Raw genomic sequence first — 26,595 nt, 5'->3', positions numbered from 1 at the left:
TGGCGTGAAGCCGTTGTTGCGATGGGTATAGGATACACCAAAAGGGCGGAAGCTGAATTTGCGTGCGGCTGCCAACCCGGTTGTCGCACGGTGGAAGGTCGCCCTTCCACCGTGCGAAAACGGTGCGCTCAATCCGAATACGGATCCGGGTAGCCCAGCACTTCCATGATGTCGCGCTCGAACTGTTCCATTTCCTCGGCTTCCACGTCGTGGTCGTGGTCATAGCCCTGGGCGTGCAGCACGCCGTGCACCACCAGGTGGGCCGCGTGCTCCTCGACCGTCTTCTTTTGCTCATCGGCTTCGCGCAGCACGACGTCGGTGCACAGGATGATGTCGGCCTGGGTCGGGTCGTCCTCGCCCAGTTCCTCGCCTTCGTTATAGGCGAAGGTCAGGACATTGGTCGCGTAGTCCTTGCCGCGGTAGGTGCGGTTCAGGGTCTGGCCTTCCTCGGCGTCGACGAAGCGGATGGTCAGCTCGGCCGGGCCCAGCAGGGCCGCCTGCACCCAGCGCGTGAGCATCTCTTCGCTCAGTTCTTTCTCGAGGCGGGTGTCGGCGTACTGGACCTCGAGGTCGAGATCATGTTTTTTTTCTTGCATTTTTCACCGGGATCGGTTTGGGGAGGGCGGCCAGTTCCTCGATCGAGGCATTGGCCTCGTAGGCGTCGATGATGCGCCCGACCAGCGGGTGGCGCACCACGTCCACGCTGGCGAACTGGGTGAATTTGATGCCGCGCACGTTTTTCAGCACGTGCATGGCGTCGACCAGGCCCGAACGCTGCGTCTTGTGCAGGTCGACCTGGGTCACGTCGCCCGTGATCACGGCCTTGCTGCCGAAGCCGATCCGGGTCAGGAACATCTTCATCTGCTCGACCGTCGTGTTCTGGGCTTCGTCCAGGATCACGAAGGCGTGGTTCAGCGTGCGGCCGCGCATGTAGGCCAGCGGGGCGATCTCGATGACCTGCTTCTCGAACATCTTCATGGTGCGGTCGAAGCCGAGCAGGTCGTACAGCGCGTCGTACAGCGGGCGCAGGTAAGGGTCGACTTTCTGGCTCAGGTCGCCCGGCAGGAAGCCGAGGCGCTCGCCCGCTTCCACTGCAGGGCGGGTCAGGATGATGCGCTTGACCGCATCGCGCTCGAGCGCGTCCACCGCGCAGGCTACGGCGAGATAGGTCTTGCCGGTGCCGGCCGGGCCGACGCCGAAGCTGATGTCGTGCTCGAGCACCGCGTTCATGTATTCGATCTGGTGCGGCGTGCGGCCGCGCAAATCGCTGCGGCGGGTCTTGAGCATCGGGCTGACCAGTTCCTGCGTCGCGCCGTCTTCGGTTTCCCCGGCGTCTGCAGCCTTTGCTTCCTTGACGGCCGGCTCGGCTGCCTCGGGAGCACGGGGCTTGAGGCCGACGCGCTGCTCCACCAGGGCCAGTTGCACTTCCTCGATCGGCACGACCTTGTTGGCGACCGCGTAGAAGCGCTCGAGCAGTTCGACCGCACGGTCGGCATTGGCGCCGGTGACGATGAATTTCTCGCCGCGGCGGAACACCGTGACGTCAAGCGCGGCCGATATCTGGCGCAGGTTCTCGTCGAGCGGGCCGCACAGGTGGGCAAGCCGCGTGTTGTCGAGCGGCTCGGGGATGAAGTAGGAAGGCTGGGATGGGGTATTTTTCAACTGGCTTTGGCAATCGTATGTGAGTTAGCGACGAGTTCGCCGCGCAGGAAATAGTCATGGCTCGCGGTAATCCGCAGGTCGACCAGCTGGCCCACCAGGGACGGGCCGCCTTCTACTGGCAGGAAATGGACCACGCGATTGTTCTCGCAGCGGCCCTGCAACTGCCCTTCGTCCTTCTTCGACGGGCCTTCGACCAGCACGCGCTGGACGGTGCCGACCATGGCCGCGCTGTACTTGCGGGTGTTGGCGTCGATCAGGGCCTGCAGGCGCTGCAGGCGGGCAAGCTTGACTTCGTGCGGGGTGTCGTCGTCGAGGTTGGCGGCCGGGGTGCCCGGACGCTTGCTGAAGATAAAACTGAAACTGTTGTCGAAGCCGACATCGGCCACGAGCTTCATCATGGCCTCGAAATCGGCCTCGGTTTCGCCCGGGAAGCCGACGATGAAGTCGGACGAGAAGGTCATGTCCGGGCGCACCGCGCGGATGCGGCGGATGATCGACTTGTATTCCAGGCCGGTATAGCCGCGCTTCATGGCGCCGAGAATGCGGTCGGAGCCGTGCTGCACCGGTAGATAGATATGGTTGACCAGTTGCGGGATGCTTGCGTAGGCATCGATCAGGCGCTGGGTGAATTCCTTCGGGTGGCTGGTCACGTAGCGCAGGCGCGCCACGCCGGGGAGGTCGGCGATGTATTCGAGCAGCAAGGCGAAATCGGCCGTGTCCCCGCCGGCCATGGCGCCGCGGTAGGCATTCACGTTCTGGCCCAGCAGCATGATTTCCTTCACGCCCTGGGCGGCCAGGCCGGCGCACTCGGTCAGCACGTCCTCGAACGGGCGCGAGACTTCCTCGCCGCGGGTATAAGGCACCACGCAATAGCTGCAATATTTGCTGCAGCCTTCCATGATCGACACATAGGCCACTGCGCCGTCGACCTTGGCTGGCGGCAAGTGATCGAATTTTTCGATTTCCGGGAAGCTGATGTCGACCTGGGCATTGCCGCTCGAGCGGCGGTCGCGGATCAGTTGCGGCAGGCGGTGCAGGGTCTGCGGGCCGAACACGACATCCACGTGCGGCGCCCGGCGCACGATGGCCTGCCCCTCTTGCGATGCCACGCAGCCACCTACGCCGATCACCAGGTCCGGCTTGTCGCGCTTGAGCGCCTTGAAGCGGCCCAGGTCCGAAAACACTTTCTCTTGCGCCTTTTCTCGCACAGAACAGGTGTTCAGCAGGATGACGTCGGCCTCTTCCGGCGAATCGGTACGGACCAGTCCATCGGCGGCGCCGAGGACATCGGCCATCTTGTCCGAGTCGTACTCGTTCATCTGGCAGCCGAAGGTTTTAATGAATACTTTTTTCTGCATGGAGTGCTATGTAAGAGAGGAGCTGGTGCCGGGGCAATACAAGGTACCCAGTTTAGCGTAAATCGGCTGCTGCCCTCGAAACAGGCATGTGCGCACCGGATTTTTATTCCACGAGGAATGATTACTTTCTTAACCTAAAGTAATTATTATTATGCTCAGATTGTTAAATGTGCGATGATGTAACTGCTTGATGAAACGCATGGGTTTATCCACACGGATCAATTTATTTCCTCTTGTAAATCAATGAGTTCGCTTCGACTTCTGATAGGAAAATTTATTGCAGAAATCTCTTGCGTGCGCCACAAATAATCCCCATGTGCTGAAATGCCTATGTGACAAGCTTTCCGCACGATAGCTTGATTTGAGACAATGAGTCACATGCGCCGCTCGGATGTACTGGTGGCGTATGAGCCTGATAATTTGTTTGAAAGACAAGTGCGCATGTGGAGAGGTAATGCGGGGGCATGCGATCCGGAACGTTTCTTAAGGGGATCTTCAGGTTCAACCTGTTAAATCCTTGCAAGGTAGTCCGGGAACTGATGTTAAGGAAATTAATCTTTAGCAAAAGTTCGTAAGGGAAGTATTTTAACCAACTTAAGAGGTAAACATCATGGCACAACAGCATCATGCTCTGTCTTCGCAAGAAAGCTACAATCCGAATCATCTGCTGGACATTTTGCTCGGCAAGATGCAACTGAAGAACGATGCTGCGCTGTCGCGCATGCTCGAAGTTGCGCCGCCAGTCATCAGCAAGATCCGTCACCACCGTCTGCCAGTCGGCGCTTCGCTGCTGATCCGCATGCACGAGGTGACCGGGATGAGCATTCGCGACCTGCGCGACCTGATGGGCGATCGCCGCACCAAATACCGCCTGTCGGATGCACAAGGCCGTCCGAAGCCAGAAGAGAAGGCAGCACAGGCCGCCGCAGCCGCCGCAGCTCAGCAACAGCAACCGCAACAGAACAACGAAACGACTCCGTCGTCCTCGTCCGGCAATTATGCTCACTAATGCCGCGGGCATGACAGCCGCGACTGTCATGCCTTCGGTATCAGCGAGCTGCGGCACCGCGCGCTGAGCGCAGTGCCGCGCCGGTTTCCTTCCGGCGTCTAACCTGGCGCCTTTTCGGCGTTTTCCATCGCTTTACTCCAAGGCATCCCTGCCGGCTTCTTCAAGCCATCAGGATGGCCGTCATTTCCTCGTACTGCAGCTCGGTATCGTGGAAAGCCTGCAGCCACGCTTCTTCCGTCAGACCCAGGGCCGTCCAGGCCACCGCCGAGACCCTAGGCACCAGCTCGTCCGGATTGCCGGCCAGGTCCAGTGCATGCACAATGGCGCTTGCCACGTGCACGATGGTTGCCAGGAAACCTGCTCCCTGCGCTTCCGGCGTGTGGTGGAAGGCGATCGCCTGGCGCATGGTGTCGGAAAAATTCCAGTGCGCAGCCAGGGCCACGCCGGCGTCGACGTGGTCGATGCCCAGCAGGGCGCGCTCGGCCTCGACCAATTCGCAATCTTTCTTGTCGCGCAGCGACAGCACTGCCTGGTAGCGCTCCGGGAAGCGCGCGACCAGCACCAGGCGCCCGATGTCGTGCAGCAAGCCGGCCGTGAAGGCGTAATCGGGATTGAAGCGTACCCGCCGCGCCAGCACCCGCGCGCAGGCGGCGGTGGCGATCGAATGGCGCCAGAAGGCCTTGTCGTTGAAGCCCGGGCAGCGTCCCGCCGGAAAACAGCCGGTGAGGGCTGCCGCCGTGATCAGGTTGCGCGTGGTCTGGAACCCGAGGAAGGTCATGGCCTGCTGGATGGTCGTGGCTTTCACCTGCAGCCCGAAGGCCGAGGAATTGGCCAGGCGCAGGGTCTTGGCCGTGAGCGCCGGATCGTTCGCCACTTTTTTCGCCAGCACGGCGACGTCGACGTCTTCCTGGTCGATGCTGCCCAGCAGTTCCATGACGACGGCCGGCAGCGAGGGCAGATCCTCGACGTTGCCGATCAATTCCTCGACACGCACGGCGTCCAGCGGCGCGCTCATGGCGCCACTCCGCGCTTGAGGCGGTAATCCTCGATGTAGCGGCGCAGCAGGCCGGTGGCCCAGTCGCCGTGGTCCTCGCGGTCGTTGCGGCGGAACACATGGTCGAGGCGCTCCTGCACCGCAGCCGCGCTGGGCTGGGACAGGGGATGGGCGCGCGCCACCGGCACGGCGGCGACGCCATGCCGCGCCAGCGAGGCGATGGTCGCTTCGCTCAGGATGGCGCCTTCGGCCAGCAGGACATGGCCGTGCTCGTCGAGCAGCACGTCGGCCAGCACCATGCCGGGGAACAGGTGCGCCATTGGCACCAGTTCATAGGTATCGCTCATCGTTCCTCCTGTTGTCAGCTGATCGATCTTATCACCGGCCCCGGCCGGATTGGCGCTCCTGCGCAGGAACTGTCGCGTTAGCAGCCCTCTTTTTAAATACAGCAACAAAAATGTTGTAGGCTTTCGGGTTCGCGGCCACGGCCGTCCATTGCCAAAGGACTTCCATGAAACTCTACGTCAGCCCGGGCGCCTGCTCGCTCGCCCCGCATATCGCGCTCATCGCCGCCGGCCTGCCATTCTCGGTCGAACGCGTCAGCCTCAAGACCAAGGCCATCGCCAGCGGCGGTGACTTCCGCGACATCAACGACAAAGGCTCGGTCCCGGCCTTGCAGCTGGACGATGGCAAGGTACTGACCGAAGCGGCCGTGCTGCTGCAATACATTGCGGACCAGGCGCCGGCGGCCCGGCTGGCGCCGGCCCTGGGCAGCTTCGAGCGCTACCAGCTGATGGAAAGCCTGAACTATGTCGCCACCGAATTGCACAAGCGTTTTACGCCGATCTTCACCCCTGGCTGCACCGAGGAAGGCCGCGCCGCGGCCTGGACCGGCCTGGCGCGTCCCTTGAACTACCTGGCGGGCAAGCTCGAAGGCGGACAGTTCCTGTCGGGTAGCCAGTTTACGATTGCCGACGCCTACCTGTTCACGGTGCTGAACTGGGCCGGCTTTGCCAAGTTCAGCCTGGACGACTGGCCGGTGTTGCAGGCCTACCAGGCGCGCATTGCCGCGCTTCCGGCCGTCCAGCAAGCCCTGCGTGCAGAAGGGCTGGCCTGACGAAGGACGGGAAACGAAGCGCCATGCCCATATCGCCTGGGGTAACATCGCGCCCATGACCAGTCACTGCTACGTCGCATTTTTGCGGGGAATCAATGTTGGGCGCGCCAAGCGCATCGCCATGGCCGACCTGTGCGCGCTGGTCGAAGGGCTGGGTTACTCCGGCGTGCGCAGCGTTTTGAACAGTGGCAACGTGGTCTTCCAGGCGCCCAACGCCACGGCCAGCGAGGCCGCCGAGGCTATCGAAGAAGCCTTGGTGCTCAAGCTGGGCGTGGCGGCGCGCGTATTCGTGCTGGAGCGCAGCGAGCTGTCCGCCGTCATCGACGACAACCCCTTGCTCGAGGTGGCGGACGACCACGCCCGCCTGATCGTCTTCCTGCTGGGCGACCCCGCCCAACGCGACAAGCTGGCAGCGCTCGACGGCAAGGACTGGGGCTGCGACCGCCTGGCGCTGGGCGAGCGTGCGGCCTATGTCTGGTGTCCGGACGGGATGCTCGATAGCGCTGCAGCCACCGCCCTGGGCAAGCACCTGGGCGACGCCACCACTTCGCGCAACTGGAATACCTTGATCAAGCTGCACGCTTTGTGCAGCGCCGTCTGACGCGCCGCGTCGCGGCCGCGTCAGGCATCTTCAGGCGAGCCGGGCAGGGCGCCCGGCCTGGCCTTCGTTCACGGCTACTTGAACTTCTCGCTGCTGCCGCGGCCCGCCTTGACGCCGATGAGGATCAGGCCGACCAGCATCATGGCGAAGACCTCCGGCTCGGGTAGTTCCGACATGTGGGTGGGGGGCGTGACGATGTCCTGGCGCTGGGTCACGGACAAATTCCGTACCGGCTGCTGGGCGCTTGCGGCCCCGGCATTCTCTACAGCGAGATCGATAACGGCAGCTTGCGCGCCACTGCCGAGGCAGAATGCCAGCGCTGCTGCCAATGCATATCTTTTCATAGCCGTTCCTCTTGCTGTTACTTGCATGCGGCCTGTACAGCCTCATATAGGTGAGGCAGCACAATCCTCGTATTACATAATTAGCATACCAAAAACGCATAAACTCTTGCGTTCAATTGGGGTGATAAGTTGCAGAAAGAAGTCATCAGGATGCTGGCAGTTAGATACTGTTGAGCTCAATCAAGCGCGAAGGGGCTGTCGCAAATTTGCCTCGTGTAATGACTGTCATTATTGCAATTCTTATGCTTATCAGTAATGACTTTTTCGCAAAGTTATAGGGTAATTTTGGATATTCGATAAGTTTTGCTGTCGGCCTAGCAATATATTCTCTTATCTCCTTTTTCATAATCGTCGAATTCATGACTTTTTTCGACGCACGGTATACACCTCGGTTTTTTTTACAGGTATAGTCTTCATATCCTATTGCCTTCGGGCATCAAAACAATACCAAACGTACACGTTTGGACCTTGAGCGGCCCCATGCGCCGCCGCCGATCCCGCGAGACCACGCCGGCACGGCACCCTTGAAGTACCGTCGCTGTCTGACCCAACTTTGCAAGAGATCACACGATGCCCAATTTCGCCCGACTCCAAATTGCCTTCAAGAACGTTTACGTGCGCATCGCCATCGCGGCGCTGCTGGGCGTGATCGCTGCAGTGGCAATCTGGAAATCGAACGTGCCCCAGGATCCAACTCCGGTGGTGCATTCGCAGAATATTGCCGAGATCACCGAGCTGGCTGCCAAGAAGGGCCGCCTGGAATACCTGTTGATCGCCAAGCCGCTGTCGGAGTCGCCGCGCTATGTCTACAAGTTCAAGGACGAGAGCGCGCTGCACGTGGTGAAGGTGCCGAGCACCTCGCACCTGTCGCTCGAGCGCGAAGTGCTGCTCAAGAATGCGATTCCGTACTCGATCGCCAAGGACGACTACCTGGCCAGCCACGAGGCCGTGATGGACGAGGGCGAGACCGCGCTGGACAAGACCGGCACTTTCCTGAAGAACTACGGACTGACCATCGGCGTGCTGCTCCTGGTGCTGTACCTGCTGAAATTCGGCGTGCCGGGCATGGGCATGAGCGCCTCGGTCATCACCCCTGACAAGCTCAAGGGCAGCATGGACGACCTGATCGGTATGGAAGACATCAAGCAGGAAGTGCTGCACCTGGAAGACATGATCCGCAACCGCGACGAATACCAGTCGCACAACATCGACAAGCCGTTCAACGTGATGCTCACCGGCCCTGCCGGCACCGGCAAGACCAAGCTGGTCGGCTACCTGGCCAAGCGCCTGAACCTGCCGCTGATCTCGGCCTCGGGTTCGGCCCTGGAGTCGGGCTATGTCGGCGGCGGCTCGAAGGCGCTCAACGCCCTGTACCGCAAGGCTTGCGCAAAGGGCAAGTGCATCATCTTCCTGGACGAAGCGCAATCGCTGTTCATGCCGCGTGGCCGCAGCGAAAAGAAATGGGAAGACGATACCGCCAACACCCTGCTGGGCCTGCTGGACGGCGTGAAGAGCGACAAGGGCCAGGGCGTGATCTGGATCGTCGCCTCGAACTTCGACGATTCCTCGACCGACATGGACGAAGCGATGCTGCGCCGTTTCTCGGTGAAGATCAATTTCCGCCTGCCGAACAAGGGCGAGCGCAAGGAATTGCTGCGCAGCTTCCTGTCGCGCAAGAAGGATGGCCTGGTCGACTGGACCGACACCAACCTGGAGCAGGTGGCGGAAATCACCCAGAACCTGAGCCCGGCGCTGCTGGAGACCGTCGTGGAACGCGCCAGCATGCTGTCGATCCAGGAAAAAACGATCATCAATACCAACCTGCTGTTCCGTGCCTACGAGCGCGCCACCATCGGCCTGACCGACCGCGCCACGACACTGGACAAGACCAAGCAGCGCGAGCGCATCGCCCTGCACGAGCTGGGTCACTTCTTCATGCAGATCGACCCCTACCTGCGCCAGGGCCTGAGCTTGGCCGAAGTGAAGGAAAAGTCGCACCTGCTCAAGATCAGCACCGAAGCGGTCTCGAAGATCGGCGCGCTGGGCTATGTGCTGCAATCGGGCGAGGACATGTCGCTGCGCACCCTGGAAGAGCTCGAGCGCGACGTGATCGGCCTGTACGGCGGGGTCGCGGCCGAAGAACTGTTCTACGGCGCCCGCGGCATCTCGGTGGGCAGCCAGAACGACATCGAGAAGATCACCAAGATGCTCAACCTGATGGTCAGCCGCCTGTCGATGTATTCGCGCTCCAAGCTCGATTATTCGCAGCTGAACCAGGATGCGAGCGGCGAGCACACCATCCGCCTGGTGGAAGAAAAGGCCGATGAGCTCTACAGCTATACCCTGAACGCGATCCGCGATTACAAGCTGGTGATCGAGTCGCTCAAGGACACCTTGATGGAAGAGTATGTGCTGTCGAAGGACGCGGTGTTCGCGCTGCTGGAAGAGCGCAGCGAGATGATCGCCTCGCAGCTGCACGGGCGCCATGCGAACCTGAAGCTGTGTGTCGAGGAAGTCGCCGCGTAAGCCTGAAGTTTTACCGGTTGTAAAAAAAACCCGCATGGCGCGAGCCTGCGGGTTTTTTCATGCGGGCGCCTTGTCCCTTCAATGCGCTGCGGCCTTCTCGCGCAAGGTCTCCACCACGTGCCGCGTCATGCTCGACGCCAGCTCATCCTCGCCCACGAACACCTTGCCGCCGGTATCCTCGCGCAGCAGCACCGCTTCGCTCTCGTTATGCGTGCGCACCACCGCCCCGATCGACGGGTTGAGCATGCGCGCGATCTCCACCATGCGCCGCACGTGGAAGGTGTCGGGCGTGGCGATCACCAAGAGCGCCGCGTGGGTGATGTGGGCCTGGATCAGCACCGCCGGTTCGGCCGCATTGCCGGCCACCGCCGGAATGCCCTCAAAGCGCAGGCGCTCGACCAGTTCGCGGTTCTGTTCCGCCACCACGAAGTGCACGCCGCGCGCTGTCAGTTCGCCGGCGATGCGGCGGCCCACGCGGCCGTAGCCGACCAGCACCACCTGTCCGCTGAGCTTTTCGTGCGCCGTTTCCGTCGGCAGCGTGGCCAGCGGGTCGTCGCGGCTCTCCAGCTTGCGCGCCAGTTCCGAGCGCTCGCGCATCCAGCGCTGCAGCGGCTCGATGGCCGTGAACAGGAGCGGATTGACTGCGATCGAGAGGATGGCGCCGGCCAGGATCAGGTTCTGGCCCAGTTCCGGCAGCAGGCCGAGCGACATGCCCAGCGCGGCCAGGATGAAGGAAAACTCGCCGATCTGCGCCAGGCTGGCCGAGACGGTCAGCGCCGTATTGAGCGGGTAGCGCAGCACCAGCACCAGGACAAAAGCCGCCAGCGACTTGCCGACCAGGATAATGGCGACCGTCGCCAGCACTTCCAGCGGATACTCCACCAGCACCATCGGGTCGAACAGCATGCCCACCGAGACAAAGAACAGCACCGAGAACGCGTCGCGCAGCGGGAGCGACTCTTCGGCGGCGCGGTGGCTCAGTTCCGACTCGCGCAGCACCATGCCGGCGAAGAAGGCGCCCAGCGCGAACGACACGCCGAACAGCGCCGAGGAGCCGTAGGCGATGCCCACCGCCGCCGCGATGACGGCCAGGGTGAACAGCTCGCGCGAGCCGGTCTTGGCGACCTTCCACAGGAACCACGGGAAGATCTTGCGGCCGATGATGAGCATGAAGGCCACGAAGGCGCCGACCTGCAGCAGGGTCTTGCCCAGCGCCGGCCACAGCTCGGCGCCGGCATCGCCCTTGCCGCCGAGCGGTCCGCTCAATGCCGGCAGCATCACCAGCACCAGGACCGTCACCAGGTCTTCCACCACCAGCCAGCCCACCGCGATGCGCCCGTTCATGGAATCGAGCACGCCGCGCGCCTCGAGGGCGCGCAGCAGCACCACGGTACTAGCCACCGACAGCGCCAGCCCGAACACCAGGCCCGCACCCAGGCTCCATCCCATGACCTGCGCCATGCCCATGCCCATCGCGGTCGCCACCCCGATCTGCAGCAGCGCGCCGGGCAGGGCGATGCCCTTCACCTCGAGCAGGTCGCGCATCGAGAAGTGCAGGCCGACGCCGAACATCAGCAGCATCACCCCGATTTCGGCCAGTTGCGAGGCCAGCGCCATGTCGGCGACGAAGCCCGGCGTGGCCGGACCGATCAGCACGCCGGCGGCGAGGTAGCCGACCAGGGCCGGCAGTTTCAGGCGGATGGCGAGCATGCCGAACAGGAGGCCGAAGCCCAGTGCGGCAGCGATGGTGGTAATCAGGGTGAATTCATGGTGCATCCGTGCGGCCTCCGTAGCAGGTCGATAACTCCACGAGTATAAGCGACAGACGGGGCCTGGCCCGGATTAAATGCAGCCGATGTGGCGGTTACATCCAGTTCACGGCACGGTGGCGAGCGTTAGAAGCACGTTGCGCACCGATGCGCGCACGGCCTCGAATTGGGCCGGGCGCGCATGGCGGTCGAGGCGGAACAGCATCAGGCCCTCGACCTGGGCCACGATCAGCACCGCGCGCGCCATGTAGTCTTCGTCGCCGATGGCCGGGTTCAGGCCGTGGATCAGGCCATAGATGGCCTTGCGCTCGCGCCCCATCATCTTGCCCATCAGGTCGGACGCAAATGGATGGCGCGAGGCCAGCGCCCAGATCTCGAAGAAGATCGCATGCGTGACCGGATCGGTGATCTCGTCCAGGAACATGTCGACCGTGGTGAGGAAGCGCTCGACCTGGGGCCGTCCCGCCATCGCCACCGCGATGCGGTCCATCTTGGCCTGGAAGTCGTCCATCGTGTACTGCAGGAGCGCCTCGAGCAGCTGCTCCTTGCTGCCGTAGTAGTGCTGCACATTCGACAGGCTCATGCCGGCGTCGAGCGCGACACGCCGCATCGACAGCCCGGCGTAGCCTTCCTGGGCCAGCACGGTGCGCGCGGCCAGCAGGATGTCGTGCGCGCGCCCGCGCCCTTTTTCGGTGGTGAGCGAGGATTTGTTGCGCAGGGCGGTGTCGAAAATGAGCGTCATGGCGAGATTATGGCAGAGGCATACATAAAATAGGTCGGCTGACCTATAATCATTCGCAGAGCCATCCGGAGCCGGGTCGGACGACCTGGCCGGAGACAGAAGACAGGCATGGAGACAGGCATGAACAAAGTATATGTGAGCGGCGTCGGGATGATCCCGTTTGCCAAGCCGGGCGCCAGCAGCCCTTACCACGAGATGGGCGCGCAGGCGGCCAGGGCGGCGCTGCAGGACGCCGGCGTGTCCTACAACCTGGTCGAGCAGGCCTATGCCGGCTATGTCTATGGCGACTCCACCAGCGGGCAAAAGGCGCTGTATGCAGTGGGTATGACCGGCATCCCGATCGTCAACGTCAACAACAACTGCTCCACCGGCTCGACCGCGCTGTTCCTGGGCCGCCAGGCGATCGCCAGCGGCGCCGCCGACTGCGTGCTGGTGCTGGGCTTCGAGCAAATGAGCCCCGGCGCCCTCGGCTCCATCTTCACCGACCGCCCGACTCCTTTCGACGATTTCGACGCCGTCACCGACCGCCTGGTCGGCAAGCCCGAGATCCCGCTGGCGCTGCGCTACTTCGGCGGGGCGGGCCTGGCCCACATGCACAAGTACGGCACGCCGCTGGCCGCCTTTGCGCGCATTCGCGCCAAGGCCAGCCGCCACGCGGTGAACAACCCGCTGGCGCTGTTCCGCAAGGAAGTCACGATGCAGGACGTGCTGGACGCGCCGGAAATCTGGCCGGGCGTGATGACCCGCCTCATGGCCTGTCCGCCAACCTGCGGCGCCGCCGCCGCGCTGCTGGTCTCGGAAGGTTTCGCCAAGCGCCACGGCCTGCGCGCGGACGTCCACATCGCCGCCCAGGCGATGACCACCGACCGCCCCGATACCTTCGATGCGGGCGACATGATGCGCCTGGTCGGCTACGACATGAGCCGCGCCGCGGCCCAGAAAGTCTACGAGCAGGCCGGCATCGGCCCGGAAGACCTCGATGTGGTCGAGCTGCACGACTGCTTCGCCCATAACGAACTGATTACCTACGAAGCGCTTGGCCTGTGCCCGGAAGGCGGCGCCGACAAGTTCATCCTGGACGGCGACAACACCTATGGCGGCAAGGTCGTGACCAACCCGTCCGGCGGGCTGCTGTCGAAAGGCCATCCGCTGGGCGCGACCGGCCTGGCCCAGTGCTACGAGCTGACCCACCAGCTGCGCGGCAGTGCCGAGGCGCGCCAGGTGCAAGGAGCGCGCGTGGCGCTGCAGCACAACCTGGGCCTGGGCGGCGCCTGCGTCGTCACCATGTACCGTAACGACTGAAGGGGCATGCAATGGATATCACCTCCCCCTGGATGAACGAAGAACTGCAGGCCTTCCGCGACGCGGTGCGCCGTTTCGTGGCCGGTGAAATCACCCCGCACCAGGACGCCTGGCGCAAGCAGCAGCACGTCGACCGCGGCCTGTGGACCAAGGCGGGCGAGATGGGCCTGCTGCTGGCCAACATTCCCGAGCAATACGGCGGCGCCGGCGGCAGCTTCGCCCACATGGCGGTGGTGTTCGAGGAGCTGTCCTACGGGGGCGACACCTCCTTCGGCATCCATGTGCACGCCATCGTCGCCCACTACCTGCTGAACCAGGGCACCGAAGAGCAGAAACAAAAATACCTGCCGCGCCTGGCCAGCGGCGAAATGATCGCGGCGATCGCCATGAGCGAGCCGGGCGCCGGCTCCGACCTGAAAGGCATCCGTACCACGGCTGTCCGCGGGCCGGACGGCTACCGCGTCAGCGGCTCCAAGACCTTCATCTCGAACGGCTTCATGGCCGACCTGATCCTGGTGGTGGCCAAGACCGACCCGAGTGCAGGCTCGAAAGGCGTGTCGCTGCTGCTGCTGGAAACGAAGGACAACCCCGGCTTCCGGGTGGGCCGCATCCTGGAAAAAGTCGGGCAAAAAGGGCAGGACACCTGCGAGCTGTTCTTCGATAACGCCCACGTCCCTTTGAACAACGTGCTGGGCGGTGAAGAGGGCAGGGGTTTTGTCCAGCTCATGACCGAGCTGCCCTACGAGCGCACCATCCTGGGCGTGTGCGGCGTGGCCGCCATCGAGCGCGCGCTGCAGCTGACCATCGAGCATACGCGCGAGCGCAAGGCCTTCGGCCAGGCCCTGATCGAGATGCAGAACACCCGCTTCGTGCTGGCCGAGATCAAGACCGAGGCGACCATCGCGCGGATCTTCATCGACCGCTGCATCGAGGACATGCTCGCCGGCCGGATGGACACCGTGCGCGCCTCGATGGCCAAGTACTGGATCTCGGACCTGCAATGCAAGGTCGTTGACCAGTGCGTGCAGCTGTTCGGCGGCTACGGCTACATGCTGGAATACCCGATCGCCCAGATGTATGTCGACGCGCGCGTGCAGCGCATCTATGGGGGCGCCAATGAAATCATGAAAGAGATCATCGCCCGTTCGTTGTGACGGTCAAGGAGAGCGCGATGGCAGGACCATTGGCAGGCGTGCGTGTTGTCGAGATGGTGGGGATCGGTCCCTGCCCGTTTGCCGCGATGATGCTGGCGGACATGGGCGCGGAAGTGATCCGCATTGACCGCAAGAGCAAGGCTGGGGAGGAGAGTCCCTATCCGGTGCTCGGCACCCGTTACGACGTGATGGCGCGCGGGCGCCGTTCGCTGGCGATCGACATCAAGAAGGCGGCCGGCCGCGTTACCGTGCTGCAGCTGCTGTCGCAGGCCGACGTGCTGCTCGAAGGCTTCCGCCCCGGCGTCATGGAGCGCCTTGGCCTCGGGCCGGACGCCTGCCTGGAACGCAACCCGAAGCTGGTGTACGGCCGCGTGACGGGCTGGGGCCAGACCGGCCCGCTGGCGCAGGCCGCCGGGCATGACCTGAACTATGTCGCGCTGTCCGGCATGCTGCACGCGATGGGCCGTGCCGACACGCCGCCCGCACCGCCGCTCAACCTGGTGGGCGACTTTGGCGGCGGCGCCATGATGCTGGCCTTCGACGTCGTCTGCGCGGTGCTGGAAGCGCGCAGCTCGGGCAAGGGGCAGGTGGTCGATGCCGCCATGACCGACGGCTCGGCCCTGCTGGGCGCCATGATGTACGGCCTGCGCGGTTTCGGCGCCTGGAGCGACCAGCGCGAAGCCAACCTGCTCGACGGCGGCGCACCCTTCTACGACACCTATGCCTGCCGCGACGGCAAGTTCATCTCGATCGGCGCGATCGAGCCGCAGTTCTATGCCCAGCTCCTGACGCTGGTGGGGGCGGACGATCCGGTATTCATCAAGCGCTGGAACAAGGCCCACTGGCCCGATTTGAAAGCGAAGTTCGGCGCGCTGTTCGCCAGCCGGCCACGCGACGAATGGTGCCGGCTGCTGGAAGGCACCGACGTCTGCTTCGCCCCGGTGCTCGACATGGCGGAAGCGCCGAAGCACCCGCACAATATGGCGCGCCATACCTTCGTCGATATCGACGGCGTCAGCCAGCCGGCGCCCGCGCCGCGCTTTTCCCGCACCGCGCCGGCCACGCCGCAGGCGCCCTCCAGCCCGGGGCAGGACAGCGATGCCATCCTGGCCGACTGGGGCTTTACCGCAGAGTCAATCGAAGCGCTGAAGGGCGGCGAAGTCATATAGCATAGACGCCACCCACCCGTCCGCATCGCGGGTGCGGACCGAAAAAAGGCGCCCGTACGCATGACCAAAGAAGCCGAACTGCGGCAATCCAAACGGCTCGCGCTCGCGTTCTTCGCGGGGGCGGCCCTGCTCTTCGTACTAACCCTGTTCCTGCCGCCGAACTGGTGGACCGGCCTGCTGCGCGCCTTCTCCGAAGCCGCCATGGTCGGCGCCCTGGCCGACTGGTTTGCCGTCGTCGCGCTGTTCAAGCGCGTGCCGATTCCGATCGTCTCGCGCCATACCGAGATCATCCCCAAGAACAAGGAGCGCATCGCCGACAACCTGGCCCTGTTCGTGCGCGAGAAGTTCCTCGACACCGAATCGATCATCGCCCTGATCCGGCGCCACGATCCGGTGCAGAAGGTGGCGGAGTGGCTGGTCAAGCCGGCCAATACCGAGCTGCTGGGCCAGCAGCTGGTGCGGGTCGGGTCTTTCATGCTCGACTTCATCGAGGACAGCGCGGTGCAGGGCTTCATCCGCCGCGCCGTGCACGCGATGGTGGGTAGCGTCGACCTGTCCAAGTCCGCCGGCACCATCCTGGAAAGCCTGACGCGCGACGGGCGCCACCAGGAGCTGCTCAACGAAGGCATCGGTCAGCTTGCCCACCTGCTCGACAACGCCGACACCCAGGCCACGATCTCGCAGGGCATCGTCGACTGGCTCAAGGAAGACTATGCCTTCATCGAGCGCGTGCTGCCCTCGGAGCTCATCGGCCGCAAGGGCGCCGACTTGGCGGTGCGCCTCGCCGCCGGCATCCTGAACAAGGTGGCCGCCGACCCCCATCACCCGCTGCGCCAGCGCTTCGACGTCTTCACCCAGGAGTTCATCGAGCGCCTGAAGCTCGACCCGTCCTTTGCCGGCCGGGCCGAAGAGATCAAGGCGTATTTGCTGGGCGACGAGACCCTCAACGGCTACCTCGCGTCGCTGTGGGAAGAGCTCAAGGGCTGGCTCAAGAAAGACCTGCACAGCGAGGATTCAAGCTTGCGCAAGCGCGTGATCGCCACCGGCGCCTGGGTCGGCAAGGTATTGGCGGACGACCCGCAGCTGCGCCGTTCGCTGCAGGACAGCCTGGAAGCGGCCGCGCGCGGCATGGCGCCGGAACTGGCCGGCTACCTGACGCGCCACATCGCCGACACCGTCAAGCAGTGGGACGACCGCGAAATGTCGGAGCAGATCGAACTGAACATCGGCAAGGACCTGCAGTACATCCGCATCAACGGCACCATCGTCGGCGGCCTGATTGGCGTCACGCTCTACCTGTTGTCGCAGGTGCCGGTATTGATGCAATGAATCCAGGACAGACGCACCCCACAGGAGAAGCAGCATGGATCAACTCGCACTGAACGCCTGGCTCGCCGCCAACCCGGAGGCCGAGCAAATCCCGGGCCGCGACCTGTTCGTCGTCGCCAAATACATGATTCCGATGGAAGCCACGCTGGCCCAGGGCTGCCTGGTGGCGTCGGGCATTCCCGCCGTGCTGGCCGACGCCCACCTGATGCAGACCGACCTGCTGCTGGCCCCGGCGCTGGGCGGCGTGCGCATCCTGGTGCCGTTTGAATACCTGCAGCAGGCCGGGGAGGTGCTCGAAGGCCTGGCACGCGGCGACTATGCGCTGGACGAGAACTCGCCTGTTGACTGATGAGTAGATCGCGCCCTTGCGTGAAGTGCCTAACGTATGAATAGGAAGTGAAGGCGTAGTCTTTTGATCATGGGCCGGCAATGGTCGGCAATATTCAACCGTCGGAAGGAGAACGATCATGCCTCAGGGTGACAAGTCGTCCTATACGGACAAGCAGAAACGCCAGGCCAAGCATATCGAGCAGGGCTACGAGAAGAAGGGTGTGTCGAAGGAAGAAGCCAAGCGGCGCGCCTGGGCGACCGAGAACAAGATCTCGGGTGGCGGCAAGAAGCATTAAATCGAGATGCAAAGAAAACGGCCCGGTTCGCGAGAACCGGGCCGTTTTCTTGTCTGGTGGTGATAGGTGGACTTGAACCACCGACCCCAGCATTATGAGTGCTGTGCTCTAACCAACTGAGCTATATCACCGCAACGGCAGGCATTATCCAAGCTGGGGCGCGGCCTGTCAAGGCTGGACGCCGCATCGCAACAAAAATCTTGGAAGCAATGTCATTTTTCCAAGCTGTCCACCTGCGCCAGCATGGCCTGCGTTGGATCACTGCCTAGGCAGTCTAACACGATCCGATCCGGCATCGCGCGCAGCCAGGTGAGCTGGCGCTTGGCCAGCTGGCGGGTGGCGATGATGCCCAGCTCGCGCAATTCGGCGCGGTCGATGGTGCCATCGAGATAGTCCCAGGCTTGGCGGTAGCCGACGCAGCGCATCGACGGCAGGTTCGGGTTCAAGTCACCCCGCGCGCGCAGGCGCGCCACTTCCGCCACCAGCCCTTCGTCGTCGCGCTTGCCCAGCATCTGGTCGAAGCGCAGCGCGATGCGCTGGTGCAGCACGGCGCGATCCGATGGCTCCAGTGCGAACGACACCAGCTCGAAAGGCAGCTCGGGCTTCTCGCGCTTGCCCAGCAGTTCGGACATGGGCTGGCCGGTCAGTTCGATGATCTCCAGCGCGCGGTTGATGCGCTGGGCGTCGTTCGGCGCCAGCCGGTCGGCCGTGACCGGATCGAGCGTGCGCAGCCTGGCGTGCATGCCGGGCCAGCCGATCGCAGCGGCGTCGCGCTCGATGGCGGCGCGCACGGCCGCGTCGGCGGTCGGCAGGTCGTCCAGGCTGTCGGTGAGGCCCTTGAAATACATCATCGTGCCGCCCACCAGCAGGGGCAGGGCGCCGCGCGCACTGATCTCGTCGACCAGGCGCAGCGTGTCGGTCCTGAACTGCATGACCGAATAGCTTTCCAACGGGTCGATGATGTCGATCAGGTGGTGCGGCACGCTGGCCAGTTCCTCCGGCGACGGCTTGGCGGTGCCGATATCCATCTCGCGGTAGACCAGGGCCGAATCCACCGAGATGATTTCCACGGGGCGCGTCTTGGCGATCGCCAGCGCGGCGGCGGTCTTGCCGGACGCGGTCGGGCCCATGATGGCCACCGCCATCGGCTTGGTACGGGAATTCATCATTGACCGCGCAGGAACAGCTTGTTGAGCGCGTTGATCTCGAGCTGGACCCAGGTCGGGCGGCCGTGGTTGCACTGGTCGGAGCGTTCGGTGATTTCCATCTGGCGCAGCAGGGCGTTCATCTCCTGGATCGACAGCACGCGGTTGGCGCGCACGGCCGTGTGGCAGGCAAGGGTGCCGAGCAGCTCGTTGCGGCGCTCGATCAGCACGCGCGAGCCGCCGTATTCGCGCACGTCGCGCAGCACGTCGCGCGCCAGGGTCTGGGCGTCGGCATTGCGCAGGATGGTCGGCACGGTGCGCACCGCCAGCGTGGTCGGCGAGAGCGCGGCGATGTCGAAGCCGAGGGTCTTCAGGGTGTCCGCATGGTCCTGCGCGGTCGCGACTTCGACGGCGTCGGCATAGAAGGTCACCGGGATCAGCATCTGCTGCACCTGCAGCTCTTCGCCTTCGGCGCGCGCGTCCAGCGCATTCTTGATCTGCTCGTAGAGGATGCGCTCGTGCGCCGCGTGCATGTCCACCAGCACCAGGCCCTTGGTGTTCTGGGCCAGGATGTAGATGCCGTGCAGCTGGGCCAGTGCGAAGCCGAGCGGGAAGTCTTCGTTGCTCAAGGGGCGCTCGGAACTTGCGAGGGGCACGCTCATCGGCGCGGCAGCGGCACGGGTCGACTCGCCTGCGAACAGCGCGCCATACGCCGCGGTGCTTTGCGCCACGCCGCCGTTCGGGGCTTGCGGACGCGCTTCGTCCCAGCGGCTGCCAGGCGCAAAAGGCGAGGGCGAGAAGGTGGACGTGAGCTGCGAGCCGAAGGAGGTCTGCTCGTGCGGGCGCGGCGCCCAGGCCGGCGTGCCGGAAGGCCGCATCGATCCGAATTCTGCCGCCGACACCGGCGCCGGCGCGCTGCCGTGCGCCGTGGCGGAAGTCTGCGCCAGGGTGCGCTGCACTGCATGGAACACGAACTGGTGCACCGCGCGGCTGTCGCGGAAGCGCACTTCGATCTTGGACGGGTGCACGTTCACGTCGACCAGCGCAGGGTCGAGGTCGAGCGACAGCACGTAGGATGGAAAACGGTCGCCGTGCAGCACGTCCTGGTAAGCGGCGCGCACCGCGTGCACCAGGAGCTTGTCGCGGACGAAACGCCCGTTCACGTAGAAGAACTGGCCGTCGGCACGCGCTTTCGAGGCAGTCGGCAGGCCGACGTAGCCATACAAGCGCAGGGGACCCGCGCCTTCGCTCAGTTCGAGCCGCGCTTCGGCAAAGTCGTTGCCGAGGATCTGGGCGCTGCGCTTGGCCGCTTCGCTCACGTTCCAATGGTCGATGGTGCGGCCGTTGTGGGTCAGGCTGAACGAGACGTCCGGGCGCGACAGCGCAATGCGGCGGACGATTTCGGCGCAGTGGCCGTATTCGGTTTGTTCGGACTTCAGGAACTTGCGGCGCGCCGGGGTATTGAAATACAGGTCCTGTACGTCGATGGTGGTGCCGAAGGCGCCCGACGATGGCGCGACCGTGCCCTCGTGCGAGCCGACGATCTCATACGCGTGGGCCGCGTCCGGCGTGCGCGAGGTGATGCGCACCGCTGCGACCGAGGCGATCGAGGCCAGCGCCTCGCCGCGGAAACCCAGGGTGCCGACGTTTTCCAGGTCGCTCAAGGAAGCGATTTTCGAGGTCGCGTGGCGGGCCAGCGCCAGCGGCAGTTCTTCCGGGGGGATGCCGCGGCCGTTGTCGGTGATGGCGATGCGCTTGACGCCGCCTTCTTCGAGGCGCACGGTAATCTGCGTGGAGCCGGCGTCGAGCGCGTTCTCGAGCAGTTCCTTGACCACCGCCGAGGGCCGCTCGACGACCTCGCCGGCGGCAATCTGGGAGATGAGCTGGTCGGGCAGCTGCTGGATCGGGCGGGTGGTGGGGACGGGCGCGTTCATGCCCGGATTATATCCCGCCCACCCGCGCTTATCCGCCCCTTTCCTGCTGCTTACTTCTGCTCGCGCACCGGAATCGGCGCACTGCACAGGTCGATCTTGCCGGCCGCGACCTTGGTCCACGGGCCGCCGCGGTTGCGCTGGGCGTCGACCGCCTTCTGGTAAGTGGCGCTGTCGGTGCGCATCACTTCAAACTTGCTGCGCTCGGCTTCCGGCACATCGGCCGCGATGCGCACCGACTTGATCGGCATGCGCTGCTCCGGCTTCTCGTAGAAGCCCAGGGCGGCGGTGCCGCGCGGCTGCACCGACAGCAAGGGCATGCCCGAGACGATGCGTCCGACCACGGTGATGTTGCGGTCGAGCTGGCGCGGCGCGTGGCCGGTGACGACGTACAGCTGCGAGCCGTTGCCGGTATCGGCTTCGGCGTCGCGCGCCACGCCGACCATGGCCGGGCAATGGACCAGCCAGGTCTCGCCCTTGGCCGGGTCGCGCGCGGCCGGGAAGCCGTTCACGTGGCCGACCTGCGGGGCATAGACGTCGCCGTCCTTCAGGCGGGTAAAGCTGCCGGTGCCCTTGATGGGCACGGTGAATTCGGCCTTGACCGTCTTGGCGGCCTTGAAGGGCTTCGGGTTCTCTTCGTCCGGGTCGCCCCACTGCACGACGAAGCCATCCTGCGAGCGGATGATGAACAGGCCGTCGAAGTATTTTTCACGCACCAGGTCGCGGATGTTGGCGGCGGTCTTCGGCGCAAAAGCAGGGGCCAGCTCGAGGATCACGCGGCCGGTCGGCAGCTCCATGTAGAGCGTGTTCTCCGGGTCGAGGGGCCGCCAGTCGGCCGGCTGGGAGGCCTTGACGACATCGGCCAGCGAGGGCTTGGGCGGCAGCTCCCTGGCGGGCGCCGCGTGGGCAGCGTTTGATGCCAGCAGCGCCAGCGTGGCCAGGCTCAGGACAGTATGGGAAGGGCGCATCCGGTCTCCATTGCATTGTTATTTTCGGTGCGACGATTGTAATCGGGAATGTAGCCAGAACGTAAAGCCATGGACCGCGAAAATATCCTGCGCAAGGACTGCGCAGGCCGGTCTGCCGGGGGGCGGAGTGATGGTATGATTCGCCGCTACCTTTTAGGAAAATTATGGATCTGATGCAATTTTTCGACATGATTCTCCATGTCGATAAGACCCTGGGCACGCTGCTGGCCCAGTACGGAACCTACGTGTACATCGTGCTGTTCTTGATCGTGTTTTGCGAAACCGGTCTGGTGCTCCTGTTTTTCTTCCCCGGCGACACCCTGCTGTTCATTGCCGGCGCCTTCTGCGCGACTGGCCAGATGAGCTATCCGCTCCTGATGGCGCTGCTCATCATTGCGGCAGTCACCGGCAATACCCTGAACTATTACATCGGGCAGGCCGTCGGCCACCGGGTATTTACCCATAATTACCGGTGGATCAACAAGGATGCGCTGCAGCGCACCCACGACTTCTTCGAGAAGCATGGCGGCAAGACCATCATCCTGGCGCGCTTCGTGCCGGTGGTGCGTACCTTTGCGCCTTTCGTGGCCGGCGTGTCGGACATGACCCATGCGCGCTTCCAGATGTACAACGTCAGCGGCGCGGTGCTGTGGGTGGCGAGCCTGGTGACGGCCGGTTTCTTCTTCGGCAACATCCCGATCGTGCGCGACCACTTGACCGAAATCGTGCTGGTCGGCGTGTCGGCAGCCATCGTGCCGCTGGCGATCGGCGGCCTGTACAAATTCGGCCGGCGCGTGATGAGCCGCCAATGATCGATTAGCAAGCCCCGTTGTCATCCTGCCAGCGCCCCGATATTTCGGGGCGTTGTTGCTTCTACGCACTCAAGTTTCAGAGTCCAATTGCCGATAAGCATTAAGACAGCAGACTCCTGGAATCCCATGCGCCACCTTATCGCCCTGTTCGCTTGCAGCCTTGTCATGGCCACGGCAAGCGCGAGCGACCCCGCTCCCACACCGCCGAAGCCGGCGGCCGATGCCCGCTCGGCCACCGTCAAGGCCATCCTCGAAGGCAAGCCGGCCGTCGGCAAGCCCGTGATCAAGTCCGACATCAAGGCCCTGGCTGCCGCCGCCGATGCCGCCACGCTCGCCGCCGCCAAGCCGGCGGCCGCGCCGGCCCCGGCGCCTGCCGCTGCCAGCGAAGACCAGGACGAAGTCGACCTGTCGGTGCGCATCGCCGAGCGCCTGGCCGAGCTGCGTGCGCAGCAGCAGGCGCGCGCGGTCAAGGCCGCCGCCGCCAAGCGCGCCGCCGACGCCCGCCGCCGCAAGGAAGCCGAAGCCGCGATCGCGGTGGCGGCCAAGCCGAAGAACGGCACCCACTGGAGCTATGAAGGCGAATACGGCCCGGCCAACTGGTCGAACATCAATACTGCCTGGGCCAAGTGCGGCACCGGCAACCGCCAGTCGCCGATCGACCTGCGCGACGGCATGAAGGTCGACCTGGAGCAGATCGCCTTCGACTACCATCCAAGCTCGTTTTCCGAAGTCGACAACGGCCACACCATCCAGGTGACGGTCGGCGGCGGCAACTTCCTCACCGTTGGCAACCAGGCCTACGAACTGCAGCAGTTCCACTTCCACCGCCCGTCGGAAGAGCGCATCAACGGCAAGGGCACCGAGATGGTGATCCACTTCGTGCACCGCAGCGTCGAGGGTAAACTCCTGGTGCTGGCCGTGCTGCTCGAGCGCGGCAAGGCCAACTCGCTGATCCAGACCGTGTGGAACAACCTGCCGCTGGAGAAGAAGCAGTCGGTGTCGCCCTCGATCGTGCTGGACGTGAACGAGGCGCTGCCGGAAAAGCGCGAATACTTTACCTACATGGGGTCGCTGACCGAGCCGCCCTGCACCGAAGACGTGCTGTGGATCGTCATGAAGCAGCCGATGCAGGCCTCGCCCGCGCAGATGGCGCTGTTCTCGCGGCTGTATCCGCTCAATGCCCGACCGGTGCAGCAGAGTAACGGGCGGATGATCAAGGAATCGAACTAAGGCAAAGAAAAAGCCCGGCATCGCCCGGCATCGCCGGGCTTTTTCCTTATGCAGACGTCAGCTGACGCGATACGTTCCCGTCCAGGTTTCCCCCGGCTCCAGCATGAAGGGATCGAGCAGCGCCGGTTCGATGCACACGAAACGCTTGTACTCGTCCTTGTCCATGTCCGCCAGCGCCGCCGCATCCACCGGCCCTGGGTTCCACACGACGGCATCAAGAAAGCCGGTCTGCTCGATGGTCAAGCTGCCGTCTCCCGTCGCCATGGTCGCGCGTCCCGGCACGCCCGGATAGATCTTGTCGAGCTTTTCATACATCGAGATCTCGTCCGAGGAAACGCCCTCGATGCGCACCGCGCACACGTCCGGCACCAGGTAGTAGGTGTGCAGGGCCGCGGCGAAGGGGAAGGGCGCGGCGCCCAGGTTGCGCACCGTGAGCTCGATGGCGAGCGTGTTCTCGCGCACCGCCACGCGCAGGCAGAGCATGAACTGGTGCGGCCAGGCGTCGGCAAGCGTGCTCGGCAGGTCGCCCAGCGCCAGGCCGAAGCTGGCCCAGGCCGCGCCGTCTTCCAGGCCGCTGTCCTCCAGCCGCCAGGTGGACACGCGCGCAAAGCCGTGGCGCATGCCGCTACCCTGCTCGGCGAACTGCGGGAAGATCACCGGCACGCCGCCGCGGATCGCTTTACTGCCGTCCAGCGCCGATTTCGCGCTGCAGAACAGGCGCTCCTTGCCGTCCATGCCTTTCCACGACACCAGGTGGGCGCCGTACAGCGTCACCGTGGCTTCGGCGCCGTCCGGGGCGCTCAGGCGGATCGCAGGCAGCTGCCCGAAGGTGGTGTGGGTGGCGAGGGTCATGAAGGGCTCCGGATCAGGTCAGGCGGCTCTTGGCCATGGGCGGATTATCGGCGAAATAGCGCTTGATGCCGTTCGTGATAGCCTCGGCCAGCTGGTTCTGGTAGCCCTCGTCGCGCAGCTTGGCTTCTTCTTCGCGGTTCGAGATGAAAGCGGTCTCCACCAGGATCGACGGGATGTCCGGGGCTTTCAATACCGCGAACCCGGCCTGCTCGACCGCGTTCTTGTGCAGGCGGTTGATGCCCCCGATCTCGCGCAGCACGGCCTTGCCCAGTTTCAGGCTGTCGGTGATCTGGGCCGTGGTGGACAGGTCGAACAGTACGCTGGCCAGCTGCTTGTCCTGGACCGCGAGATTGGTGCCGCCGATCAGGTCGGCCTTGTTCTGGTCGTTCGCCAGCCAGCGCGCCGCGCTCGAGCTGGCGCCTTTTTCCGACAGCACGAACACCGAGGAGCCGCGCGCGGTAGGGGAGACGAAGGCATCCGCATGGATCGAGACGAACAGGTCGGCCTGCACCTTGCGCGCCTTTTGCACGCGCTGGCCCAGCGGCACGAAATAATCGCCGTCGCGGGTGAGCATGACGCGGGTGTTCGGCAGCAGTTCCAGCTTGGCCTTCAGGCGCTTGGCCACGGACAGCACGATGTCTTTTTCATAGGCGCCGGTGGCGCCGATGGCGCCCGGGTCTTCGCCGCCATGGCCGGGGTCGAGCGCGATCGTCACCATGCGCACCACCTTCTGCGGCAGCGTTGCCGCCTTCGGGTGGCTGCGCGCGGGCGGTGGCTGCACCGCCTGCGGCGGCGGGGTGCCGTTCAGGGCCGACATCTCGGCCTCGAGCTTGGCGATGGCGTCCGGGCCGGCCTCGGTCTGGGCCGGCGGCGTGGCCGGCAGGGGCGAGGCCGGGTTGGCGCTCACCGCCGCGCTGGCGGTCGGCGCGGCAGGCAGGCCGTCGACGGTCCACTCGCCTTTTTCGATCATGGCCGCGATCGGGTCGACCGGCTTGGTCGGATACAGGTCGAAGATCAGGCGGTGCTGGTAGCCGGCGACCGGCTCGAGCGTGAACACCTGCGGCTTGACTTCTTCCTTCAGGTCGAACACCAGGCGCACCACGTTCGGGCGGTTCTGGCCGACGCGCACCTGCTTGATATAGGGGTCGTTCGCCTCGACCTTGGCGACCAGGCTTTTCAGGGTGCTGCTCAAGCCCAGGCCTTCGATGTCCACGACCAGCCGCGGCGGGTCGGGCACCAGGAAGTGCTCGGTCTTGAGGTTGCTGTCGTTTTCCAGCGTCACGCGGGTGTAGTCGGGCGCGGGCCAGACGCGCACGGCCAGGATCTGGGCGGCGGCGGCCGGCAGCGGCGTCGTGACGGACAGCAGCAGCGTGCCCCCCAGCTTGAGCAGGGTGCGGCGGCGCGGTGACCGTGGACGATGCGCAGGGGTCAGGACGGGGAGTAGGCGAGGCGATCGAGGCATAGCAGGCCTAGTTGGGACAACGGCTGCAATTCTACCTCACGGCCATGGCCGCTGACGTCAAGCAATACACGGACGTCGGGTGGCGGCAACACGGGTTCGCCTTTTTCGGGCCATTCCACGATGCAGACGTTCTTGCCGTCGAAATCCTCGCGAAAACCGGCGTCCAGGAATTCTTCCGGGCTCGACATGCGGTACAGGTCGTAGTGGATCACGTTGATGGCTTCACCGTCGACCGTCACGCGATAGGGTTCCGACAAGGTATAGGTGGGGCTCTTGACCGTGCCGGCATGGCCTGCGGCCTGGATCAGGGCGCGGGTGAGCGCCGTCTTGCCGGCGCCGAGGTCGCCGTGCAGGTAGATCACCAGCCCGGGCACGAGCGCGCGCGCCAGCGCCGCGCCGAGGGCCGCGGTGGCGCTTTCGTCTTCCAGGTAAGCTTTGAAGGACTGCATCGAATAAAATAGCGGGTTCAGTTGCGCGCCGGGCGCACAGTTAA

General features: G+C 64.4%; 26 protein-coding genes and 1 tRNA gene. 12 read left to right on the top strand and 15 right to left on the bottom strand.

All coding sequences use genetic code 11. The features are described 5' to 3' along the window. Positions 1–128 precede the first annotated feature (128 nt). From ybeY to miaB, 3 genes are read right to left on the bottom strand one after another with little or no spacing between them, the layout of a single operon-like run. Entirely contained in the window at positions 129–596 is a 468-nt protein-coding gene (gene ybeY, locus AC3XQU_RS01955; RefSeq protein WP_489872441.1) for an rRNA maturation RNase YbeY, read from the bottom strand. After that, a complete protein-coding gene (locus AC3XQU_RS01950) occupies positions 577–1,662 on the bottom strand; it encodes a PhoH family protein (RefSeq protein ID WP_489872440.1) in 1,086 nt (361 codons plus the stop codon). Before AC3XQU_RS01950 ends, ybeY begins: the two co-directional genes overlap by 20 nt. After that, complete coding sequence (gene miaB, locus AC3XQU_RS01945; RefSeq protein WP_489872439.1) at positions 1,659–3,020, bottom strand: tRNA (N6-isopentenyl adenosine(37)-C2)-methylthiotransferase MiaB; 1,362 nt, start codon at positions 3,018–3,020, stop codon at positions 1,659–1,661. Before miaB ends, AC3XQU_RS01950 begins: the two co-directional genes overlap by 4 nt. A 610-nt stretch (positions 3,021–3,630) precedes the next feature. Here miaB and AC3XQU_RS01940 point away from each other — a divergent pair. Next, positions 3,631–4,029, top strand: a complete 399-nt coding sequence (locus tag AC3XQU_RS01940) for a hypothetical protein (protein ID WP_171083101.1) — start codon at positions 3,631–3,633, stop codon at positions 4,027–4,029. 160 nt (positions 4,030–4,189) lie between these two features. Here AC3XQU_RS01940 and AC3XQU_RS01935 read toward each other — a convergent pair whose 3' ends face one another. Continuing rightward, positions 4,190–5,044 carry an HDOD domain-containing protein gene (locus AC3XQU_RS01935; RefSeq protein WP_489872438.1) on the bottom strand — a complete coding sequence of 285 codons (855 nt, stop codon included), beginning with the start codon at positions 5,042–5,044 and terminating at the stop codon, positions 4,190–4,192. Next, positions 5,041–5,370 (bottom strand): hypothetical protein, encoded by a 330-nt coding sequence (locus AC3XQU_RS01930; protein WP_489872437.1) that lies wholly within the window; start codon positions 5,368–5,370, stop codon positions 5,041–5,043. The genes AC3XQU_RS01935 and AC3XQU_RS01930 overlap by 4 nt, the downstream gene beginning before the upstream one ends. 164 nt (positions 5,371–5,534) lie before the next feature. Here AC3XQU_RS01930 and gstA point away from each other — a divergent pair, with 164 nt between their 5' ends. Then, positions 5,535–6,140: a glutathione transferase GstA gene (gstA, locus tag AC3XQU_RS01925; RefSeq protein ID WP_489872436.1), complete on the top strand. Its 606-nt coding sequence runs from the start codon at positions 5,535–5,537 to the stop codon at positions 6,138–6,140. A gap of 55 nt (positions 6,141–6,195) precedes the next feature. Then, the gene (locus tag AC3XQU_RS01920; protein ID WP_489872435.1) at positions 6,196–6,741 is read left to right on the top strand and encodes a DUF1697 domain-containing protein; all 546 of its coding nucleotides are present in this window, start codon (positions 6,196–6,198) and stop codon (positions 6,739–6,741) included. Between the two features lie 74 nt (positions 6,742–6,815). Here AC3XQU_RS01920 and AC3XQU_RS01915 read toward each other — a convergent pair whose 3' ends face one another. After that, positions 6,816–7,085, bottom strand: coding sequence for a hypothetical protein (locus AC3XQU_RS01915; protein WP_489872434.1), 270 nt, complete (start codon positions 7,083–7,085; stop codon positions 6,816–6,818). A gap of 570 nt (positions 7,086–7,655) precedes the next feature. On the opposite strand from AC3XQU_RS01915, the gene AC3XQU_RS01910 reads away from it, so the two are divergent. Further along, entirely contained in the window at positions 7,656–9,611 is a 1,956-nt protein-coding gene (locus AC3XQU_RS01910) for an AAA family ATPase (protein ID WP_489872433.1), read from the top strand. A gap of 78 nt (positions 9,612–9,689) precedes the next feature. Here the strand turns inward: AC3XQU_RS01910 and AC3XQU_RS01905 are convergent, their stop codons facing one another. Both AC3XQU_RS01905 and AC3XQU_RS01900 read right to left on the bottom strand, forming a co-directional pair. After that, entirely contained in the window at positions 9,690–11,387 is a 1,698-nt protein-coding gene (locus AC3XQU_RS01905; RefSeq protein ID WP_489872432.1) for a cation:proton antiporter domain-containing protein, read from the bottom strand. Between the two features lie 99 nt (positions 11,388–11,486). Further along, positions 11,487–12,122, bottom strand: coding sequence for a TetR/AcrR family transcriptional regulator (locus AC3XQU_RS01900; RefSeq protein WP_489872431.1), 636 nt, complete (start codon positions 12,120–12,122; stop codon positions 11,487–11,489). A gap of 120 nt (positions 12,123–12,242) precedes the next feature. Between AC3XQU_RS01900 and AC3XQU_RS01895 the strand changes: the two genes are divergently transcribed. The 6 genes from AC3XQU_RS01895 (at position 12,243) to AC3XQU_RS01870 (ending at position 17,702) form a co-directional block, all read left to right on the top strand. Then, positions 12,243–13,424, top strand: a complete 1,182-nt coding sequence (locus AC3XQU_RS01895; protein WP_489872430.1) for a lipid-transfer protein — start codon at positions 12,243–12,245, stop codon at positions 13,422–13,424. Between the two features lie 11 nt (positions 13,425–13,435). Further along, positions 13,436–14,578: an acyl-CoA dehydrogenase family protein gene (locus AC3XQU_RS01890; RefSeq protein WP_489872429.1), complete on the top strand. Its 1,143-nt coding sequence runs from the start codon at positions 13,436–13,438 to the stop codon at positions 14,576–14,578. 17 nt (positions 14,579–14,595) lie between these two features. After that, positions 14,596–15,747: a CaiB/BaiF CoA transferase family protein gene (locus tag AC3XQU_RS01885; RefSeq protein WP_489872428.1), complete on the top strand. Its 1,152-nt coding sequence runs from the start codon at positions 14,596–14,598 to the stop codon at positions 15,745–15,747. A gap of 60 nt (positions 15,748–15,807) precedes the next feature. Beyond that, on the top strand, positions 15,808–17,076 hold the full coding sequence (locus AC3XQU_RS01880) for a DUF445 domain-containing protein (RefSeq protein WP_489872427.1): 1,269 nt from the start codon (positions 15,808–15,810) through the stop codon (positions 17,074–17,076). A 34-nt stretch (positions 17,077–17,110) separates the two neighbouring features. Beyond that, entirely contained in the window at positions 17,111–17,425 is a 315-nt protein-coding gene (locus AC3XQU_RS01875; RefSeq protein WP_489872426.1) for a putative signal transducing protein, read from the top strand. Positions 17,426–17,543: 118 nt separating this feature from the next. Then, on the top strand, positions 17,544–17,702 hold the full coding sequence (locus AC3XQU_RS01870) for a hypothetical protein (RefSeq protein WP_171083073.1): 159 nt from the start codon (positions 17,544–17,546) through the stop codon (positions 17,700–17,702). 54 nt (positions 17,703–17,756) lie between these two features. Here the strand turns inward: AC3XQU_RS01870 and AC3XQU_RS01865 are convergent. The 4 genes from AC3XQU_RS01865 to AC3XQU_RS01850 all read right to left on the bottom strand — a co-directional run bounded on the left by AC3XQU_RS01865 (position 17,757) and on the right by AC3XQU_RS01850 (position 21,746). Then, positions 17,757–17,833 (bottom strand) — tRNA-Met (locus AC3XQU_RS01865). A gap of 81 nt (positions 17,834–17,914) precedes the next feature. Then, the gene (gene miaA, locus AC3XQU_RS01860) at positions 17,915–18,871 is read right to left on the bottom strand and encodes a tRNA (adenosine(37)-N6)-dimethylallyltransferase MiaA (protein WP_489872425.1); all 957 of its coding nucleotides are present in this window, start codon (positions 18,869–18,871) and stop codon (positions 17,915–17,917) included. Beyond that, the gene (mutL, locus tag AC3XQU_RS01855) at positions 18,868–20,781 is read right to left on the bottom strand and encodes a DNA mismatch repair endonuclease MutL (RefSeq protein WP_489872424.1); all 1,914 of its coding nucleotides are present in this window, start codon (positions 20,779–20,781) and stop codon (positions 18,868–18,870) included. Before mutL ends, miaA begins: the two co-directional genes overlap by 4 nt. A 50-nt stretch (positions 20,782–20,831) precedes the next feature. Continuing rightward, positions 20,832–21,746 carry a peptidylprolyl isomerase gene (locus AC3XQU_RS01850; protein ID WP_489872423.1) on the bottom strand — a complete coding sequence of 305 codons (915 nt, stop codon included), beginning with the start codon at positions 21,744–21,746 and terminating at the stop codon, positions 20,832–20,834. 164 nt (positions 21,747–21,910) lie between these two features. On the opposite strand from AC3XQU_RS01850, the gene AC3XQU_RS01845 reads away from it, so the two are divergent. Next, positions 21,911–22,558, top strand: a complete 648-nt coding sequence (locus AC3XQU_RS01845; protein ID WP_489872422.1) for a VTT domain-containing protein — start codon at positions 21,911–21,913, stop codon at positions 22,556–22,558. Between the two features lie 126 nt (positions 22,559–22,684). Next, positions 22,685–23,788 carry a carbonic anhydrase gene (locus AC3XQU_RS01840; RefSeq protein WP_489872421.1) on the top strand — a complete coding sequence of 368 codons (1,104 nt, stop codon included), beginning with the start codon at positions 22,685–22,687 and terminating at the stop codon, positions 23,786–23,788. Between the two features lie 57 nt (positions 23,789–23,845). On the opposite strand, the gene AC3XQU_RS01835 is transcribed toward AC3XQU_RS01840, so the two are convergent. The 3 genes from AC3XQU_RS01835 to tsaE are packed head-to-tail and all read right to left on the bottom strand — an operon-like array spanning position 23,846 to position 26,551. Continuing rightward, the gene (locus AC3XQU_RS01835; protein WP_489872420.1) at positions 23,846–24,640 is read right to left on the bottom strand and encodes an aldose epimerase family protein; all 795 of its coding nucleotides are present in this window, start codon (positions 24,638–24,640) and stop codon (positions 23,846–23,848) included. A 13-nt stretch (positions 24,641–24,653) separates the two neighbouring features. Then, positions 24,654–26,102: an N-acetylmuramoyl-L-alanine amidase gene (locus AC3XQU_RS01830; protein WP_489872419.1), complete on the bottom strand. Its 1,449-nt coding sequence runs from the start codon at positions 26,100–26,102 to the stop codon at positions 24,654–24,656. After that, complete coding sequence (gene tsaE / locus AC3XQU_RS01825; protein ID WP_489872418.1) at positions 26,069–26,551, bottom strand: tRNA (adenosine(37)-N6)-threonylcarbamoyltransferase complex ATPase subunit type 1 TsaE; 483 nt, start codon at positions 26,549–26,551, stop codon at positions 26,069–26,071. The genes AC3XQU_RS01830 and tsaE overlap by 34 nt, the downstream gene beginning before the upstream one ends. Between the last annotated feature and the right edge of the window lie 44 nt (positions 26,552–26,595).

The sequence above is a fragment of the Telluria sp. AZSoR62 genome, assembly GCF_058111565.1.
The sequence above is the reverse complement of the archived record's forward strand: the minus strand, read 5'-3'. Positions and strand labels throughout refer to the sequence as shown.

Bases quoted from the DNA above. Each gene is read 5' to 3' on its own strand.
- ybeY (WP_489872441.1), bottom strand. From the start codon at position 596: ATGCAAGAAAAAAAACATGATCTCGACCTCGAGGTCCAGTACGCCGAC.
- miaB (WP_489872439.1), bottom strand. From the start codon at position 3,020: ATGCAGAAAAAAGTATTCATTAAAACCTTCGGCTGCCAGATGAACGAG.
- AC3XQU_RS01940 (WP_171083101.1), top strand. From the start codon at position 3,631: ATGGCACAACAGCATCATGCTCTGTCTTCGCAAGAAAGCTACAATCCG.
- AC3XQU_RS01935 (WP_489872438.1), bottom strand. From the start codon at position 5,044: ATGAGCGCGCCGCTGGACGCCGTGCGTGTCGAGGAATTGATCGGCAAC.
- AC3XQU_RS01930 (WP_489872437.1), bottom strand. From the start codon at position 5,370: ATGAGCGATACCTATGAACTGGTGCCAATGGCGCACCTGTTCCCCGGC.
- gstA (WP_489872436.1), top strand. From the start codon at position 5,535: ATGAAACTCTACGTCAGCCCGGGCGCCTGCTCGCTCGCCCCGCATATC.
- AC3XQU_RS01920 (WP_489872435.1), top strand. From the start codon at position 6,196: ATGACCAGTCACTGCTACGTCGCATTTTTGCGGGGAATCAATGTTGGG.
- AC3XQU_RS01915 (WP_489872434.1), bottom strand. From the start codon at position 7,085: ATGAAAAGATATGCATTGGCAGCAGCGCTGGCATTCTGCCTCGGCAGT.
- AC3XQU_RS01910 (WP_489872433.1), top strand. From the start codon at position 7,656: ATGCCCAATTTCGCCCGACTCCAAATTGCCTTCAAGAACGTTTACGTG.
- AC3XQU_RS01905 (WP_489872432.1), bottom strand. From the start codon at position 11,387: ATGCACCATGAATTCACCCTGATTACCACCATCGCTGCCGCACTGGGC.
- AC3XQU_RS01900 (WP_489872431.1), bottom strand. From the start codon at position 12,122: ATGACGCTCATTTTCGACACCGCCCTGCGCAACAAATCCTCGCTCACC.
- AC3XQU_RS01895 (WP_489872430.1), top strand. From the start codon at position 12,243: ATGAACAAAGTATATGTGAGCGGCGTCGGGATGATCCCGTTTGCCAAG.
- AC3XQU_RS01890 (WP_489872429.1), top strand. From the start codon at position 13,436: ATGGATATCACCTCCCCCTGGATGAACGAAGAACTGCAGGCCTTCCGC.
- AC3XQU_RS01885 (WP_489872428.1), top strand. From the start codon at position 14,596: ATGGCAGGACCATTGGCAGGCGTGCGTGTTGTCGAGATGGTGGGGATC.
- AC3XQU_RS01880 (WP_489872427.1), top strand. From the start codon at position 15,808: ATGACCAAAGAAGCCGAACTGCGGCAATCCAAACGGCTCGCGCTCGCG.
- AC3XQU_RS01875 (WP_489872426.1), top strand. From the start codon at position 17,111: ATGGATCAACTCGCACTGAACGCCTGGCTCGCCGCCAACCCGGAGGCC.
- AC3XQU_RS01870 (WP_171083073.1), top strand. From the start codon at position 17,544: ATGCCTCAGGGTGACAAGTCGTCCTATACGGACAAGCAGAAACGCCAG.
- miaA (WP_489872425.1), bottom strand. From the start codon at position 18,871: ATGATGAATTCCCGTACCAAGCCGATGGCGGTGGCCATCATGGGCCCG.
- mutL (WP_489872424.1), bottom strand. From the start codon at position 20,781: ATGAACGCGCCCGTCCCCACCACCCGCCCGATCCAGCAGCTGCCCGAC.
- AC3XQU_RS01850 (WP_489872423.1), bottom strand. From the start codon at position 21,746: ATGCGCCCTTCCCATACTGTCCTGAGCCTGGCCACGCTGGCGCTGCTG.
- AC3XQU_RS01845 (WP_489872422.1), top strand. From the start codon at position 21,911: ATGGATCTGATGCAATTTTTCGACATGATTCTCCATGTCGATAAGACC.
- AC3XQU_RS01840 (WP_489872421.1), top strand. From the start codon at position 22,685: ATGCGCCACCTTATCGCCCTGTTCGCTTGCAGCCTTGTCATGGCCACG.
- AC3XQU_RS01835 (WP_489872420.1), bottom strand. From the start codon at position 24,640: ATGACCCTCGCCACCCACACCACCTTCGGGCAGCTGCCTGCGATCCGC.
- AC3XQU_RS01830 (WP_489872419.1), bottom strand. From the start codon at position 26,102: ATGCCTCGATCGCCTCGCCTACTCCCCGTCCTGACCCCTGCGCATCGT.
- tsaE (WP_489872418.1), bottom strand. From the start codon at position 26,551: ATGCAGTCCTTCAAAGCTTACCTGGAAGACGAAAGCGCCACCGCGGCC.